The following is a 19723-nucleotide window of genomic DNA, read 5'->3' on the forward strand; positions in this document are numbered from 1 at the left end:
GGGTTTCTCTAACTATGACGCGTAGACACAAATTAGCTTACAGCTTGACATCAGTGATCACTGTCAGCTTAATATTTAACGTTATTACACCTAATTCTGCCATTGTGGCGGCACCACCGAGAAATCCAGACAAAACCGTAAATTGTGAGATTTTAGTTGTGGGTGGTGGGCTTTCAGGCGTAGCCACAGCTTACGAGGGGTTGCTAGCGGGGCGCAGAGTTTGTCTAACGGAAATTACCGATTGGTTGGGAGGACAAATTTCTTCCCAGGGAACATCTGCATTAGACGAACGCCCAACCCAGCGCAGTCGCCAATTTTATTCTCGTGGCTACTTGGAATTGCGAAATCGCATTGAACGCAAGTACGGTAAACTTAACCCTGGGGACTGCTGGGTAAGTGACTCTTGCTTTCTGCCTCGTGATGCTCACACTGTGATGACTCAGATGCTCAAAGATGCTGAGAAAAAGGGGAGAGGTAAGTTAGAATGGTTCCCCAATACGGTGATCAAAAATTTAGAAACTAGCCCATCTACAGTAGACGGTGGTGGAAAATTAATTAGTAGTGCGAACCGACAGGTCAGCGAAGCTATCGCCATTCAACATCAACCAGCTAAAGGCGCACCACCTCATAATACCTTCACTTTATCTCAAACCATTGAAGATGCTTATCGCTACGAAAACTCATCTCGGTTTACCAAAAATATTATTCGCTTAGTTCCCCAAAAAAGCCCAGGAAATGCCCCCAATTGGTACGTTGTCGATGCCAGCGAAACCGGTGAAATTATCGCCCTTGCTGATGTTCCCTACCGCTTGGGTATTGATCCTCGTTCCCACCTGGAACCTTCTTCATCCAGCGCCCAAAACGATCCTTATTGTACCCAGGGCTTTACTTACACTTTTGCAATGGAGGCTACCAAGGAAGCACAACCCCAGGAAATGCCCCCATTTTATCTCCAGTATTCGCCATATTTCAGTTACGAATTAGAGCGACTGGCAAACTTTGACTTAGTTTTCACCTATCGCCGCATTTGGAGTCCACAACAGGGACAACCTGCAACATTTGGTGGTGTGAGATTTTCTACTCCCACACCAGGGGATATTTCCATGCAAAACTGGACTTGGGGTAACGACTATCGCCCAGGAACCGCCCAAGATAACCTAATTTATACTCGCCAACAGTTGCAAGCTAATCAACAGTTGCAACCAGGGGGATGGATGGGCGGACTGCGGACAGAAAGCCTCCGCAAAGGTGAAGAAATATCACTTTCCTACTATTACTGGCTAGTAGCGGGAACTACAGATTCTCAACTGGGTAAAGATGTCAAGCAGCAACAAACAAATAACCGCTTTATATCCGGGTTAGATTCCCCAATGGGAACAGCGCATGGCTTATCGAAATATCCCTATATGCGCGAAGGAAGGCGGATTATTGGCCGTCCCAGTTGGGGACAACCAGGAGGGTTTACGATTTGGGAAACTGATATTTCTCGCCGCGACTACAACGATGAGTATTATCGCCAGACCCTACCGCCGGCTATGTACCGTAGGCTACAAGGAGCTTTGGCAGGCTTGGAAGCAGTATCTGTACTTACGGGTAAGAAGCCTCCTGAACAAGTAATGCGGCGGACTCGTTCTACTATTTTTCCCGATGCTGTCGGTATTGGTCACTATGCAATCGACTTCCATCCTTGCATGGAAAAAAGCCCCCCAGAAGCGGCTGGTAACAGAGAACGTCCAGGCGAAAGGCGGGGTGCTGGTCAAGCTTATCCCTTCCAAATTGCACTCAGAGCCATGATTCCCCAGAAAATCGACAATTTGCTCGTAGGAGGTAAAAGTATCGCTACCAGTCATATTGCGGCGGCGGCCTATCGAGTACACTCATTTGAATGGTCTGCTGGTGCTGCTGCGGGAACCACTGCGGCTTTCGCCTTGAAAAATGAAGTTGCACCTTATCAACTGGTAGACGATTTACCGAAGCCAGAACCACAATTACAAGCTTTGAAACGTCTGTTGGAGCAAAATGGCAACCCGACAGCTTTTCCTGATACTTCCATTTTTAACGAAAACTGGGATAATTGGCGTTAGGGACTAATGGCTAGTACCGCAGGGCGTTCGTCAAAAGTCAAAAGACTTTTATTTTGGGATTTTGAACTTTTGGAAATGGTATGTCTATTTACGCCTTGCTGTACTAAGTATTAGAGAGTAGGGACTAGGGACTGTTTTCAAAGCCAACATTTGTTTTGCTTTTCTAGTCCCCACTCCCCGGTTACTGAGTTACTGAGCGACTTGTACTGAGGTAAGTCGAAGTAAGTCGAAGTAACTCCCCACTCCCTACTCCCCAGACAATAGACTAGACTAGTTATTTGTAAGTGTAGTTTTGTAAAATCTTCTTGGCTAACTGTTTTATGGTTACAAGACTTTCAGCAGTTGTATACGGATCAGGTACAGCACCAACTGTATCTCCTGGACGCACTACTCAAGTTATCCGCAAGTCTTATCCGAATTATAAGGTGATTGTTTTAAACGATGACTTTAATACTTTTCAATACGTGTCTGAGTGTTTGACGAAGTATATTCCGGGAATGACAGGTGATTTGGCTTGGGATTTGACCAATCAGATACATTTTGAAGGGCAAGCTATTGTCTGGGTAGGCCCCCAAGAACCTGCGGAACTGTATCATCAACAGCTGCGTCGAGCTGGTTTAACAATGGCTCCTTTGGAAGCGGCTTAATTATCATGGGCAAACCCGCTAAAGACGCTTCTGGCAAAGATGGCAGATTAGTCTGGAATCACTCAACTCATCTTTCTGGTCTCATCCCAATTTTGGAACGTCTCTGTCAGCAGGATGGGATTCAAACTGTCACGCCTGGCGTTATTGGGCGGGCTAAAGGCCATTGTCCAAAAATGCAATTACGTGTATCTGTACCGATTCGAGGTGGTTATAAAGTCATAGCGCGTCAGGGTAAGACAGTGCAGGAGGTTTTTATCCTGACCACTTTAGACCAGGATAAATTCAAAGATAAAATTGCGATCGCCATGAAAATTAAATCAGCTTAATAGTCCATTGTCCAAAGTTCATTGATTGTTGACTATTGGCTATTCTTCCACTTGCCGTACTGATAATTTGTGTAATGGCAAACTGAGGACGCAAGAAAAAGTTAAAAAATAGGACAAAGCAATAGTGATTTTCACAGACATGAGTAAAGTTTCCCAGTCAGGTAAAATCAACTTTTCTAGACCAAAAGCAAAGCAGTATACTAGCCAGTAAGAGAAGCTCATTCTAAAGAGGATTTTCTCTGTTTCTTCGAGATTATCTTTTGGCTGCTTGCGATCCCATAGTAATAACAGACCAGCAATACAAGCAACAAAGGATACAGCAACTACAAATTCGTGGCACATTAAATTTATTGAATGCATTTGCATTGATCCAATACTTTTCAGTTGAGATTCAGTCTAAAGGAATAATCTCACGATCCCCAAAATATATTTACAAACTGCAATAGAAGTCTGCAATTAAGTTTAAGTAATGCAACGAAAGTTTGAGTTAGATTAAGTTGACTAATTTTCTCTATTTTTAATTTAAATTAAATACTTTTGTAAAGTGAAGTATAGGCAACTTATACTCAGTTAATATGAAGCTGTATAGAAAAGAGCTTCTAAAATAATATAGGGACTGCATTGCGCGGAGTGCAGTACCGCAGGGAATAGATTTATCTCCAATTTAATAATGGTATCGACAAGAAATAATAGTTAAATAAACATCATCAACAGCATAAACCAAATGATTGGTATCATCAATTCGCCGCGACCAAAATCCGGCTAAATTTTCCCTGAGAGGCTCTGGCTTACCGATACCCTCAAAAGGCATCCGCATCGTCTCCTCAATTAGTTTATTGATTCTTTTGAGAGTCTTTTTATCTTGCCCTTGCCAGTAAAGATAATTAGCCCAAGCCTCATCAGTCCATGCCAACATTCTAGTCATCTAGCAAATCTCGCTCCACCACTTTCCCCTGCTTAAATTGAGCAATAGAACGTTCTAAATGGGCTGCATTTGCCGGAGACTTCAATAAATGTACAGTCTCCATCAGACTATTGAAAAACTCCAGCGACATCACCACCGCATCATCTGCGTCTCGTCTGGTGATAATTGTATAGTCAGCATCTGCCGTCACCTGATCTAAAACTGTTTTTAGACTATTTCTTGCTTCGCTAAAAGAAATAATTTTCATCTGGGGAAAATTGTACGGTTTATTGTACAAGTTTAGCGTTTTTTCCAGATTCTACAATCCCCACCCGTCCTTATTAAACATCTATGATCAGTAGTATAATTAATATTATACCTACTTTACTAATGCTCACAAGCACCAATACTCACCCAAGTGCTAGAACCATCACCCCAATGTTCTTTTTTCCAAATAGGGGCATGATGTTTAAGAGTATCAATAGCATAACGGCAAGCCTCAAACGCTTCACTACGATGAGGACAACCAACTGCTACTAACACGCTGATTTCTCCCACTTGCAAACGCCCGACGCGATGATAAATTACCACCCGATTTACATTAGACCAAGAGGAACGAATATCAGCAGCAATTTGATAAAAAACTCTTAATGCCATTGGTTCATAAGCTTGATATTCTAAAGAAATTACAGGTTGTCCATCAGTTTGATTGCGAACCATCCCAGTCATCACCACCACAGCACCATTGCCTGGGTCGTTAGCTTTAGCATAGATTTCCTCAAGAGATAATGGCGCAAAGGTGATGGCAAAACTATCTTCGGTGGTTGGTTTAATTGCAGAAGCTAGTGTATTAGACATAATTGAGTTGATATTAGTTGAATTAAGTATTTATCCCAGATCAAGCAAGTGTATTTCTCTGATCCAGAAACTTTAACTGATGATACAAACAGCTAATCTGCGGTAAATTCACACCAGCTGCTTGGGCTTTCCGGAATGGATTACCAAAAATTGCTTCTACCTCCAAGGGACGGCCTTGATCATAGTCAATTTTCATGCTGGTACGGTAAGGCTTCATGTTGACAGTGTAATTGAGCATAGTTTGAATGAAACTGTCAGGAATGATGCGCCCGCAACTTTTCGCCCCAGCTGCTACTTCATTCATCAATTGTTCAACTAATCTCCGGGTGTCAGTATCTGTCATTAATTCGTCTGTTCTGGCATTGAGAACTACAGACAGCCCATTGTAGGGTATATTCCACACCAGTTTTTGCCACCGCGCCAGCAGTAAATCAGCGGCTAATTCAATTGGGATACCAGCACTTTTAAAATCCTCAGCAATCTGCTGCATTCTGTCTGTAATCGGATAAGGTTCATCTTCAGGGATATATTCCCCCAAAGTAATTTTTCCATAATCTAAGTGACGAATATGTCCGGCTCCCACTTTATTGGAACACAGAAAACATAATCCACCAATTACTTGAACATTACTCAATATTCGAGAAATATCTTCTTCCACACCCAACCCATTCTGCAACACCAATACTACCCCACCATCTTTAACCACTGGTGGTAATAATTTCGGTAGTACATGGTTTTGAGTTGTCTTCAGTGCCACTATGACCACATCACATTTGGGCATCTGGTTGACATTTTTATAGGCGTTAACTTGGGTGAGGTTAAAATCACCATCTTTTGATTCGACAAATAAACCAGATTGGCTGACGTGTTCGTAATCACTGTTGAGCAAAAAGTGGACATCTAAACCAGCTTGTTGCAATTTAGCGCCATAAAACCCACCTAATGCACCAGTTCCGAGGATGGCGTATTTGCGGTAGCGTTCCGCAGGAAAAGAATCGCACATTTCTTCTACACAGGATGATCTGAGGATGATCATAAAGCGATGACCGACGACCTGATTTATACTTAATTGTTTGTAATCAAATTTTAATTTTACAAAAATTTAAATTATGGATAGCCTGACCAACCAGAGGAGAGAGTTGAAGGCCAGTCAAAGGCGGGGTGAGGTGAAAAACCAGATTTGTATGTTATTTAATTCATATTCCTTAGTCATGTGTTCCCTATCCCTGACTGATGAGTAATCACCAATAACCAATGACTAAAATTATGCTTCCCTTTATCCGGTCAGACTTAGCCCAATTCACCGCTTATAAACCCCACCCCAGTAGTGATACAGCCGCAGCAATTCCTGTGCAGTTGGATCGGCTGGATACGAACGAAAGCCCCTATGATTTGCCAGTAGAATTAAAAGAAAAGCTGGCTTGGACATATGAGCAAGTAATTGAAACAAATCGTTATCCTGATGGTGGACATGAAATACTTAAGGATGCGATCGCTAAATACGTAAATGAGTCGGCTTCCTTGACTTCATCGGTGTTTACTGCTGCCAATATTTCGATCGGTAATGGTTCAGATGAACTAATTCGTTCTTTATTAATCGCCACCTGTCTGGGAGGAGAAGGTTCAATTTTAGTCGCCAATCCGACTTTCTCAATGTATGGAATTTTAGCCAAAACTTTGGGGATTCCTGTGGTGACGGTGGACAGAAATCCAGATAATTTTGAAATTGACTTAAAAGCTGCCCAATCAGCCATCGAACAAACTGAAAATCCTCCGATTCGGGTGGTTTTTGTGGTGCATCCCAATTCCCCGACTGGTAATTGTTTAACTGCGGCGGAATTGTCATGGTTAAGAAGTTTGGGTGAGCAGATTTTGGTGGTAATTGATGAAGCTTACTTTGAATTTAGCCAGACTACCCTAGTGAGTGAATTAGTACAGCGTCCTAACTGGGTAGTGCTAAGGACTTTTTCTAAAGCCTTCCGGTTAGCCGCGCTACGTGTGGGTTATTGTGTTGCTCATCCACAGGCGATCGCTATCTTAGAAAAAGTCCGCTTACCTTATAATCTTCCTAGCTTCTCCATCGCTGCGGCCTTAGCTGCTATGCAAAATAGCCAACTTTTACTGGAAGCAATTTCTCCCACCTTGGATGAACGAGACAAACTTATAGAACTTTTATGCCAACATCCAGCCTTACAAGTGACAAAAAGTGCTGCTAACTTTATTTTCCTGCGTCTCCAACCCCATAACTCTGACACAGAAAACACTACTTTAAAAACTCTTCACCAAAAACTCAAAACTTCTGGCACTCTTGTCCGCGAAATTAGCGGCGGATTGCGAATTACTATCGGCACATCAGACGAAAACACCCGCACCATCAATAGAATACAAGCTGCATTGGCAAATCTGGAATTAAAAAATTGACTCAATAATTAAACTTGCCATTCATCTCATTGCCCAAACGGCGCACTATTCCTACCGTTTGTGGCAACACCCCGACTAAAAGGGCAAAAGAAGCATCAGGCATTTGAGCCACCATTGGTAGTGGAAAGTATTGTTCAAATTGATCTAAAATTTTCTGGACTCGCTGCTCAGGAAGCGGGTGTTCTGTAATTTGCTTGATTAACCGAATCCACTGTCGTCTAATTAAGTAAGCTTTCTGACGCTCCTCATAAGATTTGGGAGTTAATAAAGACAAATTACCTATGGGCAGTACTCTTTCACAATCACGATCATAATTCCCGCCAACCACTGCACCAGGCCCAGCAAATTCTGCATGATAACGTTTAAAGAGTATTAAACCATTGCGCTGACGACTATTAACAACGAACACCTTTCCACTGTGCAGAAGTGTGAGGATATCCGAGCCGCATGACTGCTCAGTTCCATCTGTCATGAGAAGATGGTCCAGGAGAATAGTTTCAGGGTAGTAAGTTGATACCATAGCAGCTTGATAGCGTCGGTAGCTTTCGCTATCCATGTTTTCTGGAACTTGCAGATAATTAACTAGTATTCTGTACTTCAATCAGTAACTTGGGTGAAATCAAATCAAATTTTTGATGATTTTTCCAACTTTTTCCTAAAAAAAGCTTCCTGGTTGATGTCACTAAGATATAAAAAACCAGAATTTTATTATTAAATAATTAATCATATTCTATGAGATTTAGGTAAATTTGTCGCCGAAAATCAGCTAATTATTTTTAAAGTTTTTATAAAGATGAATTACTAAATACAAAGTTAGTATGAGGTGTTTAAATTTGATGAAGCTTAATTTAACCTTATTCTATAGTATGCTATTTTTTATATTTTAAAGCATTTGCTATTCAGCTACATATCAAGTTTACATAACATAATTATGCCTAATTAGAATTAAATATTTAGGTTATTCTTGATTGGACTCAAATCACTAGAGTGAATTTTTTGAGTGACCACAATGGTAAAGTTTGCCTCTAATCATAATTCTTTTGAAGAAAAAGATAAAGTTTGACTGTAATACGATTTCCATATGAAAACGCATAGAAATAACCCCACCCCCTGCGGCTCCTCTTAGCAAAGGAAGGTTGGGAGGGGTCAAGAAAGAGGAAAGGGACAAGGCGGGTGATGTTAGTTTAGCGAATGAGTATTGTGAAATTCTCCGCAAGAAACAACCCCCAGCTAGCTTTGAGAGTAACCAGATCACCAATTCAGTATTAACAAAAGCTAATTAGAAATATTTTATACTAATGTGATTGATGTATTAAAAGTTATGCGTTTCCCCAAAAAATTTAGATACAGCACGTTGTCAGTAAATGAAGTACATATTTTCATATGATAAATCTTGTAGGGGAGGGCAAAGATACCCGCCCTTGCATACCTTACTCAAATCAAATCTGCTGTAATTTAATCAAATTTCAGGCTCAGGTGTTTACGCAACAATATTTGTCGGGAGCGTCTGAGGAGAAATGTATTCCAATTAGGTTCTGATTTATGTACCTTATATCCCAGCTTGAAATAAAGTTGTCGTGCCTGATGGTTATTTTCGAGAACGTGGAGGTATAAGTCTTGAAACCCCCACTCATGAGAGAACTTTTCACAGCTAATCAGTAGCTCTGAAGCGACACCATGCCGACGGTATTTGGGGTTAACAGCTAAATTAGACAGATAAGGAAAACTCCTCCCTGTCTGTACCCAAGAATCATTAAAACGCACACCCAATTCCACAGTGCCTACTAAATTTTGAGTTGAAGCAGCATTAGTGTCAATAGCAACCAAACAAACATGATGGGGCGCTGGTGATGACAAGCGATGTTTGAGGTCTTCGTAAATACCCAAACGTAGTAGCGGAAAAGCCCATCCCCAAAAACCATCATGTCCGTGAAAGCTTTCGGCAATAATTTGGGCGATATCAGTCAAATCATCAGGTGTAGCCGCACGAATTTGGAATTTCCAGGAAGCTTTTTCGGCGGCAGATATTAATGGCTCTTGGTGGTAAGGATCAAAAAACCAGGATGTCAAGGCTACTTTAGTATTGATTTAATTAAACGAAAATTTCTCAAATATCCTAAAAAACTGTATAGTCTGGATGAAAATTAAAACTTAACCTAAATAACTGAGTTAGCATTGAGATTCTAACTTAATCCAGGTTATTTAACCAATCCACTTCATCCAAAATAATCTGCGGAGGCAGATTTTGTTGGTTTGTATGGTGGCGGCTTCTCAGCGTCAGTAGACAATTTAGACATCCTCTCACGAACCACTGACTGAGTATAATTGCGCCCCACCCCCAACTCCTCCGCTGCGTAAAAAATAAAAAGCCATACAACATGATGTTGCACGGCTTTTGGTGTAGTGTGAGGAGCTTAACTAAGAACCATCATAAAGTAATGCCAAAGTGGCAGAACACTCGTAACAATTTTGGTAACGGAATTTTTTTTTATGCAATTACGCTAGGATTACTTGTAGTTACCGCAGCCGCCTTACGCATCTCCCCACAGGTAAGGATAGTGAGGCTAGAGAGTATGAATTTACAGTAAAGCGCCACCGCAGCTGGAACCACATCCAGCAGTACAACCATAGCAATAGCTAGCTGTTTGAATTTCATTAATTAAGTCTAAACTGCCAAGTTCTAGCAATTTAGCAACTGTCAATGATTCACCATTACGAGTTTTGGCAGGCAGATTCATCATCTGATTAAAATCGCAATCATACACATTACCGAGGTAATCAAGTGACAGTTCATTGCGACACATTAAATGTTCAACTGTACTGTGATTGAAATGCGACTCTAAAAACTGCAAATAGCTATTATGCAGCTTTTTTCGTTCTAAATACATTTTAGTTCTGCCCACCGGCAGGTTAGTAATGGTGAAGAGGTGATTAAACACAATATCAAAATGTTTCTGCAAGAATATTTTGTAATCTTGCTCTAGGTTAGTTTGTTCAGGCGCTAAGGAAAATTTTTCGCTTGTGGGTAAAGGCGGATTATATACCAAGTCCAAACTTAAATCCGATTTCTGGCCATAGCCGAGTTGATTCAGCCATTGCAAGGCTTGAATAGAAGCATCAAAAACACCATTACCACGCATTTTGTCTACGTTATCTGCTATGTAGCAAGGCATGGAAGCCACGACCTTCACTTGGTGTTTAGCAAAGTATTCTGGTAAATCCCCAAATCCATCTTCAAAATAAATGGTCAAATTAGACCGGACAATTACCTGTTTATCTGTGACTCTTGCTGCTTCTAGCAATGGTTTAAATCCATAATTCATTTCTGGTGCGCCACCAGTTAAATCTACAATTTTAATTTCGGGGAATTGGTGAATTAAACTAATTAACTGCTCGCAAATTTGGGGAGAAAGTTCTTCTGTCCGTTTTGGACTAGCTTCGACATGACAGTGTGTACAGGCAAGATTACAGCGTTTACCCAAATTAATTTGTAAAACAGAAATGCTTTTTTTTGTCAAAGCAGAACTAAGTTGATCTTTGAATAAAGTGATTTTTTTTGTAGTTAACATTATTTACTCCAATACAGTTCAGTTAAGCCTAAAAGTCAAAAGTTTAAGATGCGTTAGCCCTACGGCATAACACACCATACGGGTAATTTATATTTGTTCATATACATAAAATTTTTCTCACTTACTTACTTATACCAATTATTTGTGAGGTTGCATATTATTTCGACCCCACCCCTAACCCCTCCCCGTAAGCGAGGAGGGGAACTGGATTTCTGGTTAAATTCTATTTATGCATCTTTATAATAAATTGGTATTAGTACCTAATCATTAATTACTTTTCCTATCACTGCAATAATCTATAAATGATGCCACTAATAATTGTGGCAATAGGTAAAGTTAAAATCCACGAAAATAAAATCTGATAAAAAACGCGCGCTTTGGCTTGCTTGTTAATCAGTCCCACACCAAAGATAGAACTAACTGAAACTTGAGTCATGGAAACAGGAAGTCCAAAATAACTAGACGCAATCACTAAAACTCCCGTGACTAGATTTGCCGATAATCCCTGAGTATGATTCATGGGGGTAATTTTTTGACTCATGGTTTGTGCGATTTTTTGGGAGTTAAGTAAACCACCTAGTCCCATTGCCATTGCTATTGTCAGCATTCCTCCTTGGACTGAAAAATAATCAATAATTAAAATCAGGGAAACAATCTTAGGAGTGTCATTTAAACCTCTACTAAAACTGATAATTCCCGAACTGATTAAGTGGCAAGTATTAACTATTGTTTTGTCTGGTTGCCAGATCAATTTAGAATTGATGTACTGCAATAACCTATGGGTTCCGCCTGCCAAGCAAATAGCAATAATAGGACTGAGAAATAGGGGTAAAAGAAATAATCTCTCCAAAGCTGCAAAATTAACTTTGAATCCAATGGATACTAATCCAGCACCAAGTAGCGCACCTGTGATACTGTGAGTTGTAGAAATAGGAAATCCTGTCAGGGCAGCAATTAGCACGATTAAACCGGTGGTGATGGCTACGGCTAAATGAATTTCGGGTACATTAGCTGTCGCATCGGGAAATATACCTTGAGCAGTAAATTTTTCCACCAATTTATCTGCCCAGAAAACTGAGGATACTGCACCAGCAAAAGTTATAAAACTTCCCCACAAAATTGCTGTTTGGTAACTTGTTGTCCGGCTACCAAACAGTGTTGCTACGCCTTTAAAGTTGTCGTTGGCTCCATTGGAATAAGCTAAAAAAAGCGTAGCCAGAAATAAACTGATTATTAACATTTTTGGGGGCGTTAAAAGTTAACAGCAACCACCACCGCTATAGTGCCAGGTTGAATGGGTAATCATAATTTCTGCTGGCTGTACAGCGGCAAGTTTAGCCGCAGTTTTATCGCACACTGCTGCGGGAATACCACGCTGAAGCAAATGTCCGGCCGCATCATCAAAGAAAGATTCTACACCAGCATAAATTGCCGTCTTACCTGTGAATATACAAGCACCATCTTCGGGAATATCAACTTTGAAAGCCACAGAATCGAGACTTTCTAGCAAGAGATTTTTTTCCAGTTTGTAAGTTTGAGAATCTAGCAGACGGTAAGGGCGACGGGCGCGAATTTCAATTTGACCAAAACCAGCATTAATGATGCTTTGAGTATACTCCTCATAGGTGAGTGCGCCTGATAAACACATGGCGCGTAGTCGCTCATCCTGTTGTAAATGTGCCGGAATTGGAGAAGTAGCAATGGGATCGCTCATTTGCAAGCGTCCACCTGGTTTTAATACCCGATATGCTTCTTTTAAAGCACGGGTTAAGTCTTCTGGTTCAAAAATGTTAAAAAGGCAATTCTGCGCTACGATATCGACGCTAGCATCACCCACGGGGAGATTAAAGGCATCACCTTCCCGAATTTCTACAAAACTGGTGTCAAACCAGGGATTTTCTGTTGCGGCAATTTCTAGGTTACGTGCGGCGGCTTCTCGCATAGCTGCAACTGGTTCAATGGCAATTACAGCACCTGGATAACGAGAAAAATAAGCGAATTGCAGTGCTTCTAACCCACCGCCAACACCAACATACATGACGGTGGGTTGGTTTGAGAGTTCAGTATGGTGAACCGTTGTACCACAACCATAGTTCATTTCCTGCATGGCCAGAGGAATTTTCAGTCCAGGTAGTTGCAGAGGGGTACTCTGGACACAACATAGTCCCACTTGTGGTTTTTTTGCAACTTCACTGTAAAACTGCGCTGCTGTTTCTAAATAGGTCATGATGCTCTTAGTCTGGTATGTTGTCGTCTAGATTCCATTTTTTGCATCCTAATATAACTAACCATTATTTAAATGAGTTTTTGCTGAGATCAGGATAATTCCCCAAATATCGAAAAACTACAGATTTATCGGTGTTTATCTCTGGATAGTTATTTATTTGTGCCTATCCAATTGCAAAAGGCTGTCAGATCAAATAGTTTGGCAGCACAAAATACCCAGGCTTGATGATGCGAATCTCAAAGCCCTGCCTAAAGTGTAGCGGATTTAGGGGTGTTTCACTCACGCAAGACGTAGCCGACACCACGGACAGTTTGAAGGAGGCGTTTTTCGTTGTTGGTTTCGAGTTTCAGGCGCAAGTAGCGGATGTAAACTTCGATAATGTTGGAATCACCCATGAAGTCATAACCCCAAACTTCTTCTAAAATGCGATCGCGTGTAATTACTTGTCGCGGATGGGTGAGTAAATATTCCAGTAAATCAAATTCCTTAGCAGTTAAATCAATTAGCCGCTTTGCCCGAAATACTTCTCTTGTGCGACGATTTAAACTCAGGTCTTCAAATTGTAAAATATCTGCTGCGTCTGCTTCCTGATTTCTTCGCAGATGAGCGCGGACTCTGGCTAATAATTCTTCAACGCTAAAGGGTTTCACTACGTAGTCATCAGCACCAGCATCTAAACCGGCGACGCGATCGCTCACTTCATCTTTAGCAGTTAATAAAATTACCGGTACTTGATCACCTGTACTTCGCAGACGACGGCAAATTTCCAAGCCCGACAAACCAGGTAACATCCAATCTAAAATTACTAAGTCTAAATCTAACTCTCTCGCTGCGGTGAGTGCAGTTAGTCCATCGTAGGCCACACTAACTTGATAGCCTTCATAACTTAATTCTAATTCGATAAATCGCGCCAGTTTTACTTCATCTTCAACTAGCAAGATGTGCGTCATAGATGATGTTGAGGATTTCAGCAGGGTAGTTGAGCAATCATACAGACTGGTAACACTTGAGAGCGGTGCTAGGCTACTAAATAGCCAGACATCTCAGTTGAGTTGACTTAGCTTAGTATAGATTTAAGCAAGTAACAACCGTAAGCCTGTAATTACCGATAGCTGCTGCCACCAAGACTATCCAACTTTAGCAATAGGCTGTGACATCTTCACCGCATTCATCAGCAAGATAACAAAGCGCTTTGAAACGCAGACTTACTAATTGATCATAGAGGGGATTTAATTTACACATTGCCGGAATGTGAAATAGCTGATGACCAAACAGTTTAATGTCTCTTTCAAATGGACATTGAGCAGGTATAGCTTTACACAAAATATGCGCTAGTTTAGCACTATGGATTTCTCTACTGTCTAACCACTGACGAACTGAGTGCAGTAGGGGGTTGTGTAACCGGGTATGAGTCAAGCTGGCCATGATGTTTCACCTTCAAAACTTATTCGCTAGGACGCTCTATAAAATACCTACATTTAAGTTATGTGAATTTATGTAGCGATTCTTTGTTCCTGGATTTTCCATATTTAACTACACATTTCAGTCCCTGGATTCCAGACGTTTGGCTAAACGCTAGGCTAGATATACTCTCAAACAACACAGGATAAGGGAAATGCAGGGATGTTGATTTATGACTTTTAATTTTCTTAGTAACAAAAAGCTCCTGTTTGACCAATGGGCATTTAGCTACGATTGGCTTTTTCCTTCAGTTATTTACCAAGCCATTCACAAGCGGTTGCTGGAGTATGTGGATTTACCAGAACGAGCCAATATACTTGATATGGGCTGTGGTACTGGACGACTCCTTGAACGTTTGGCAACTGAATTTCCCGATGTCCGTGCTACTGGATTAGATTTATCCGCTAATATGTTGCGGATGGCAAGACTGAGCAATTGTCACCACCCCCGTTTAATTTATATTGAGGGTCAAGCCGAATCTCTGCCCTTTGGTGAAGGTCAATTTAATGCCGTCTTTAGTACTATCAGCTTCTTACACTATTTGGAACCTCAACAGGTGCTGAGTGAAGTAGCGCGGGTGCTTTCTCCAGGTGGGCGCTTCTACTTAGTAGACATCACCACGAAAAAAGAGATAGCACCGCAAGTTTTACCTATTTCTCCTCTTGGTATTCGACTCTACAGCCCTCAACAACGTAAACTTTTAGGCTCATCGGCTGGATTATTGTGTTTAAGTCACCAATATTTGCTAGGGCCAGTTTTGCTGACAATTTTTGCTAAACCATCCTCTTAAACTTGACACTACTAGAGTAGATGGAAAATATAACTTCATTTTTATGAAAAAAATAGGGACTTATGATCTGCATAAGTCCCTTGTAAATTTCTGGTAGTTCTAGCCCTCCATACTTTGGTTACTAAAGCTAGAATAGGAGTCAATTTGATTTTTAATCAGGCTAGCTTGACTGCTTAGACAGAAGCTGGCTTTTTCTTTAGGTATCCAGTCAGTGAACTAATTGCTAATAAGCCTAATATTACTCCAGGTTCAGGAATAGCAGTTGCTGTCAATTCACCCCCAACATCCAACCTACAATCAGGAAATGTGCTACATACTTCTGGTGACAGGTCATCTTTCAAGAATATCGTAGCTGTTGGCAATCCTTGAGCAGCATCCTGGAAAGTATAGAAAAATAATCCTTCTACATCTGTATTGAAATTACTTCCTAAGTCAAACCCGGTAGGTGTGTCAAAGCTGCCGGTTTGCAGAACAGTATTTGTCACTGTGTCAAAGTTGAAATTGAAACTACTGCTGAGATTAGAAAAATCATAAGTGAAATTTTGCAACAAATTTCCACCTGGATTAAAGAAAGCAATGTCAAAACTATCCAACTGATCATTGGTAACGATGCTTCCTAGAAAACTATCGTCAAAGCTGAATTTCCCTGTTGCAGAATAACCTTGATTTCCTGTCCAAGAAAGCTCAAATAAAGCAGCATCAGCACGGGGAATGTTAATCAAACTTGCCATCGAGGTGACAGCAGCAACAGCTACAGTAGCTTTAATTTGGTTACAAATTCTGTTCATATTTTTGGATAACAGTAATATTTTGGACATTGTTTGTTCTGAGGAACTGAATTTATATTCAGTGTTGCTGAGAACAGTGATTATTTCTGGAAAAAGTAGATTTTGGAAAATGAATTAATTTACCCAATTAAACGCGCACAAACTTAACTAAGCCCACCTTGACAGGCTTAGTTTCCGCAACCAGATATTTCAGTATCTGGGCGTTACAATCAAAAAGGGTATTTTTGAACTTAATTAATTTCCAAAACACCTTTGGGGAGATTTTATCATTAGATTCAACATAATTCTTATATTTGATGTTTAATTTTTTCAAAAAATTCTCATTAAATTTCTAAGTTTAATCACCTTAATTAATTTTTCTATTTAATTAAACAAAGCTTTAACTCTCCTTAACCAAAAATTAATTGATTTACATAATGTAATTCTTTACTTATTCATAAATCAAAGCAATAAATAATATCGTGAGTTGCAATCATTATTCTTGTGATCACCCAAAGTATTGAGTTTTATCTGAATTTAATTTAGGAAAAATATGATCTTATTGTAAATTTTTTTGGGCATGAAAATGTACTTTTAACAAATGAATAGTGACAAAATAAAGAAACATTAAATAAAGCATTACCTAAACTTAATCAAAGCTACTTAATATCTACTAGTCATTTTATGCGAGCCAAATATTCTCATGGTATATTCAAGACGTAAATTCTTTGGATTAGCCGGTGCAACAGCAGCCGGCACTTTAGCTTTGTCCCCTTTACAAGCTTTTCTGGCCCAGAAAGCCTTTGGTCAAACAACGACTATGGGATATGGGCCGCTTGTACCAGATCCGAATAACTTGTTAGAGTTACCAGCAGGATTTCAGTATCGCGTTATATCCCGCACTGGTGATCTCATGGCCGATGGCAATCCAGTACCTAGCAATCATGATGGTATGGCAGCTTTTCAAGGACCCAGAGGCACAACTATCCTGATTTGCAACCACGAAATTGGCGGTACTGGCGTTACTGGTTCACGATTACAAGTACCAAGTAATTTGTCATATGATCCTCTTTGCAAAGGTGGCACTACAAACATAGTTGTGGCTCCCAATCGTCAACTAGTCAAACAGTTTGCCTCTCTTGGTGGCACCATTCGTAACTGTGCAGGTGGTCAAACTCCTTGGGGTTCATGGATTACCTCTGAAGAAAATACCAGCACACCGGGTGGAGACAATACAGAAATTACAAAGTTACACGGTTATAACTTTGAGATTCCAGCCAGCGCTACCTCTGCTGTTGAAGCAGTGCCTCTAGTTGATATGGGACGGTTTAATCACGAAGCTGTGGCGGTAGACCCTGCCACTGGATATGTTTATGAGACTGAAGATACAGGAGATAGCCTCTTCTACCGTTTTATCCCCAATGTGCCTGGAAAGTTAGCCGAAGGCGGCACACTCCAAGCTATGGTGATTGTCGGTAAACCTTTTGCGGTCAATACTAATAATCGCGGTGAGAATAGTGGGCAGTTCGCTGTGGGACAGAAATACTCTGTAGAATGGGTAAACATTCCTAACCCCAACCCAGCTACGGATAATGTGCGAGTCCAAGGTCGTGACTTGGGTGCAGCCCAGTTTTCCCGTGGAGAAGGTATTTGGTATGGTAATGGTGAAATTTACTTCGCTGCTACAAATGGCGGATTGATCAGCCGTGGTCAGATATGGCGCTACATTCCTGGTGAAGAGACAATTGACCTGTTTGTTGAGTCTGAATCTGCGGATGAACTTAAGTCTCCAGATAATATAGTTGTCGCACCTTTTGGCGATATCATTATCTGTGAAGATGGGTCTGGTACCAATTTCTTAAGAGGTGTAACTCCCCAAGGACAACTGTATACTTTTGGACGTAACGCCTTGAATACCAGTGAATTTTGTGGAGCCTGCTTCTCACCAGATGGTCAAACTATGTTTGTCAACATCCAAAGCCCTGGTATAACTTTGGCAATTTGGGGTCCTTGGGGAAATAGAGCATAATACATTTTCCCATTACTGAGTCAGGGTGATTTTTAGAGAAAAAGCGATCGCCTCACCTCAAAATAGCGAATGGCGATCGCTTTCAATTAACATCGGCTCACTGGTGGTAACATTTCTAAAACCATCATCTGCAAATCTGGAAACTCCAAGGGTGAAATAGTGGCATCTTCTGCCAAAATCACTACATTTTTATACCCTTCCTGTGTTGGTTCGCGAAAAACGTGCAATTGACGGCTAATCACATCTAACACCCAATAATCTGTAATTCCTGCTGCGGAATAAGCTTTGGCTTTAGTCTCGCAGTCTAGTTTCAAACTGCTATTTGCTACTTCAATAATCAGATAAACTTCAGGTGGTGTCGGGTGGTGATCTGCGTAGTCTAAAGGATCTACTTTAACAACAGCAATATCCGGTTCTGGTTCAGATCGTTCATTTAACTGGATTGGGTCTTGGATAGATACCCACGCCCGATTTCCTAAACGATTTTGCAGTAACTTATCTGTTCTCCCCACTGCTGATCGATGGGCTGTTCCTTTGGCAATCATCCAGATAATTTTTCCTTCTAGAAGTTCCACTCGCTCGTCTGCACCAAAAATCCCAGCCTCAGCCATCCGATGGTATTCTTCAACGGTCCACAGGCGAAGCGGTAAAGTCGTTTCTGTATTTTGCATAGCTTGTCTAGCAAATGTGAAAATCGTGGGTATTCATATCATAGCATTTTAGCTTGACATATTAATGAATATATGCTATGAAAATGCCGGGGCTAACAGAGTATGTACCCCAAACCACCAATGACTAATGACTAATTAAAATTTCATCTAGTTGATTAATCACCACATCCGCGCCTTGGACATGATCTGACTTACCCACCCAGGTAATACCAATACAACCTGCGGCTTTGGCATTACGGGCCATTTGCATATCACCAACAGCATCTCCTACCATCAATGTATTGCCTGGTTCTACTCCCAAAGCTTCACAAGCCTGTAAAAATAACACTGGATCTGGTTTACCGGGGCCGTCATCCACTCCTTTTTGCAACTGGATGTAATCACTTAACTCGTGTCGTGTGACAAAATCACTAACGTCGGCTGTGGTTGCTGCTGAAATGATACCGAGTTTTATTCCTGCTGCTGACAAGGACTGTAATAGATCCAAACTACCTGGAAAGAGTGGTGCAGGAGTTGTACCCAGATATTTTTCAGCTTCGTCTAAGGATTGACGCGCTATTTTTAAAGATTCAAACCATCCTTTCCCAGTTTCGGCAATATATGCAGCTGCGGCAATTTCGGTTTCACGGCGACTGGCGACAGCTATTAAACCTGCTGGATCTAGGCTATTGCTATTGATGCCAAAAGCCATTAATAATGGTTCGCCAATTCCGGGAATTTGAGCATCTATCATGCGCGCACCTTTTTGTCCAAGCGATCGCAAATATGCTTCAGAATCTTCTAATGTGCCATTTTTGTCAAAAAAAACGGCTTGGATATTGGAAAAGCTGATATTTCTACATTTAATAGTTACCAAAATCTTTCACCCGATTTAATCAATTCAAAATAACTCTTACCTATTAACTACAAAAAAAGAGGGGTTTTCCCTCTTTAATTAATAGTTTAATCATCTTAAGTAAAAACAAGTCA

The 19723-nt window shown here is 40.8% G+C and carries 21 protein-coding genes; 6 read left to right on the plus strand and 15 right to left on the minus strand.

Features of this window, described 5'->3' with window-relative positions; all coding sequences use genetic code 11:
* The first annotated feature begins 14 nt into the window (after positions 1 to 14).
* The 3 genes from AACX33_RS06850 (at position 15) to AACX33_RS06860 (ending at position 3057) form a co-directional block, all read left to right on the plus strand.
* The gene (locus tag AACX33_RS06850; protein ID WP_193999338.1) at positions 15 to 2084 is read left to right on the plus strand and encodes an FAD-dependent oxidoreductase; all 2070 of its coding nucleotides are present in this window, start codon (positions 15 to 17) and stop codon (positions 2082 to 2084) included.
* A 320-nt stretch (positions 2085 to 2404) separates the two neighbouring features.
* Positions 2405 to 2731 carry an ATP-dependent Clp protease adapter ClpS gene (gene clpS, locus AACX33_RS06855; RefSeq protein WP_193999336.1) on the plus strand — a complete coding sequence of 109 codons (327 nt, stop codon included), beginning with the start codon at positions 2405 to 2407 and terminating at the stop codon, positions 2729 to 2731.
* Between the two features lie 5 nt (positions 2732 to 2736).
* Positions 2737 to 3057: a DUF2103 domain-containing protein gene (locus AACX33_RS06860; RefSeq protein WP_193999334.1), complete on the plus strand. Its 321-nt coding sequence runs from the start codon at positions 2737 to 2739 to the stop codon at positions 3055 to 3057.
* Between the two features lie 39 nt (positions 3058 to 3096).
* Here AACX33_RS06860 and AACX33_RS06865 read toward each other — a convergent pair whose 3' ends face one another.
* From AACX33_RS06865 to AACX33_RS06885, 5 genes are all read right to left on the minus strand, one after another.
* Positions 3097 to 3417 (minus strand): hypothetical protein, encoded by a 321-nt coding sequence (locus tag AACX33_RS06865; RefSeq protein WP_193999332.1) that lies wholly within the window; start codon positions 3415 to 3417, stop codon positions 3097 to 3099.
* Between the two features lie 304 nt (positions 3418 to 3721).
* Positions 3722 to 3982 (minus strand): Txe/YoeB family addiction module toxin, encoded by a 261-nt coding sequence (locus AACX33_RS06870; protein ID WP_193999330.1) that lies wholly within the window; start codon positions 3980 to 3982, stop codon positions 3722 to 3724.
* Positions 3975 to 4229: a type II toxin-antitoxin system Phd/YefM family antitoxin gene (locus AACX33_RS06875; RefSeq protein ID WP_193999328.1), complete on the minus strand. Its 255-nt coding sequence runs from the start codon at positions 4227 to 4229 to the stop codon at positions 3975 to 3977. Before AACX33_RS06875 ends, AACX33_RS06870 begins: the two co-directional genes overlap by 8 nt.
* 119 nt (positions 4230 to 4348) lie before the next feature.
* Positions 4349 to 4819 carry a molybdenum cofactor biosynthesis protein MoaE gene (locus tag AACX33_RS06880; RefSeq protein ID WP_193999326.1) on the minus strand — a complete coding sequence of 157 codons (471 nt, stop codon included), beginning with the start codon at positions 4817 to 4819 and terminating at the stop codon, positions 4349 to 4351.
* Between the two features lie 40 nt (positions 4820 to 4859).
* Complete coding sequence (locus AACX33_RS06885; protein WP_193999562.1) at positions 4860 to 5822, minus strand: putative 2-dehydropantoate 2-reductase; 963 nt, start codon at positions 5820 to 5822, stop codon at positions 4860 to 4862.
* A gap of 263 nt (positions 5823 to 6085) precedes the next feature.
* Between AACX33_RS06885 and AACX33_RS06890 the strand changes: the two genes are divergently transcribed.
* Complete coding sequence (locus AACX33_RS06890) at positions 6086 to 7240, plus strand: histidinol-phosphate transaminase (protein ID WP_193999560.1); 1155 nt, start codon at positions 6086 to 6088, stop codon at positions 7238 to 7240.
* 1 nt (position 7241) lies between these two features.
* Here the strand turns inward: AACX33_RS06890 and AACX33_RS06895 are convergent, their stop codons facing one another.
* The 7 genes from AACX33_RS06895 to AACX33_RS06925 form a co-directional block, all read right to left on the minus strand.
* Positions 7242 to 7796: a hypothetical protein gene (locus AACX33_RS06895; protein WP_193999324.1), complete on the minus strand. Its 555-nt coding sequence runs from the start codon at positions 7794 to 7796 to the stop codon at positions 7242 to 7244.
* 899 nt (positions 7797 to 8695) lie between these two features.
* Positions 8696 to 9310: a GNAT family N-acetyltransferase gene (locus tag AACX33_RS06900; RefSeq protein WP_193999322.1), complete on the minus strand. Its 615-nt coding sequence runs from the start codon at positions 9308 to 9310 to the stop codon at positions 8696 to 8698.
* Between the two features lie 509 nt (positions 9311 to 9819).
* The gene (gene arsS, locus AACX33_RS06905; RefSeq protein ID WP_193999320.1) at positions 9820 to 10809 is read right to left on the minus strand and encodes an arsenosugar biosynthesis radical SAM (seleno)protein ArsS; all 990 of its coding nucleotides are present in this window, start codon (positions 10807 to 10809) and stop codon (positions 9820 to 9822) included.
* A gap of 283 nt (positions 10810 to 11092) precedes the next feature.
* Positions 11093 to 12049: an inorganic phosphate transporter gene (locus AACX33_RS06910; protein ID WP_193999318.1), complete on the minus strand. Its 957-nt coding sequence runs from the start codon at positions 12047 to 12049 to the stop codon at positions 11093 to 11095.
* Between the two features lie 18 nt (positions 12050 to 12067).
* Positions 12068 to 13036 carry an arsenosugar biosynthesis arsenite methyltransferase ArsM gene (gene arsM / locus AACX33_RS06915; RefSeq protein WP_193999316.1) on the minus strand — a complete coding sequence of 323 codons (969 nt, stop codon included), beginning with the start codon at positions 13034 to 13036 and terminating at the stop codon, positions 12068 to 12070.
* A 275-nt stretch (positions 13037 to 13311) separates the two neighbouring features.
* A complete protein-coding gene (locus tag AACX33_RS06920; RefSeq protein ID WP_193999314.1) occupies positions 13312 to 13986 on the minus strand; it encodes a response regulator transcription factor in 675 nt (224 codons plus the stop codon).
* 187 nt (positions 13987 to 14173) lie between these two features.
* Positions 14174 to 14461 (minus strand): Mo-dependent nitrogenase C-terminal domain-containing protein, encoded by a 288-nt coding sequence (locus AACX33_RS06925; protein WP_193999312.1) that lies wholly within the window; start codon positions 14459 to 14461, stop codon positions 14174 to 14176.
* 208 nt (positions 14462 to 14669) lie between these two features.
* On the opposite strand from AACX33_RS06925, the gene AACX33_RS06930 reads away from it, so the two are divergent.
* On the plus strand, positions 14670 to 15287 hold the full coding sequence (locus tag AACX33_RS06930; RefSeq protein ID WP_193999310.1) for a class I SAM-dependent methyltransferase: 618 nt from the start codon (positions 14670 to 14672) through the stop codon (positions 15285 to 15287).
* 173 nt (positions 15288 to 15460) lie between these two features.
* On the opposite strand, the gene AACX33_RS06935 is transcribed toward AACX33_RS06930, so the two are convergent.
* A complete protein-coding gene (locus tag AACX33_RS06935; protein WP_193999558.1) occupies positions 15461 to 16075 on the minus strand; it encodes a PEP-CTERM sorting domain-containing protein in 615 nt (204 codons plus the stop codon).
* A 682-nt stretch (positions 16076 to 16757) separates the two neighbouring features.
* On the opposite strand from AACX33_RS06935, the gene AACX33_RS06940 reads away from it, so the two are divergent.
* The gene (locus AACX33_RS06940; RefSeq protein WP_193999308.1) at positions 16758 to 18083 is read left to right on the plus strand and encodes an alkaline phosphatase PhoX; all 1326 of its coding nucleotides are present in this window, start codon (positions 16758 to 16760) and stop codon (positions 18081 to 18083) included.
* A gap of 86 nt (positions 18084 to 18169) precedes the next feature.
* Here the strand turns inward: AACX33_RS06940 and AACX33_RS06945 are convergent, their stop codons facing one another.
* Positions 18170 to 18754 (minus strand): Uma2 family endonuclease, encoded by a 585-nt coding sequence (locus tag AACX33_RS06945; protein ID WP_193999306.1) that lies wholly within the window; start codon positions 18752 to 18754, stop codon positions 18170 to 18172.
* A gap of 124 nt (positions 18755 to 18878) precedes the next feature.
* The gene (locus tag AACX33_RS06950; protein WP_193999304.1) at positions 18879 to 19610 is read right to left on the minus strand and encodes an HAD family hydrolase; all 732 of its coding nucleotides are present in this window, start codon (positions 19608 to 19610) and stop codon (positions 18879 to 18881) included.
* Positions 19611 to 19723: the final 113 nt, after the last annotated feature.

The organism is Nodularia sp. LEGE 04288 (genome assembly GCF_963896525.1).
Classification (GTDB): Bacteria; Cyanobacteriota; Cyanobacteriia; order Cyanobacteriales; family Nostocaceae; genus Nodularia.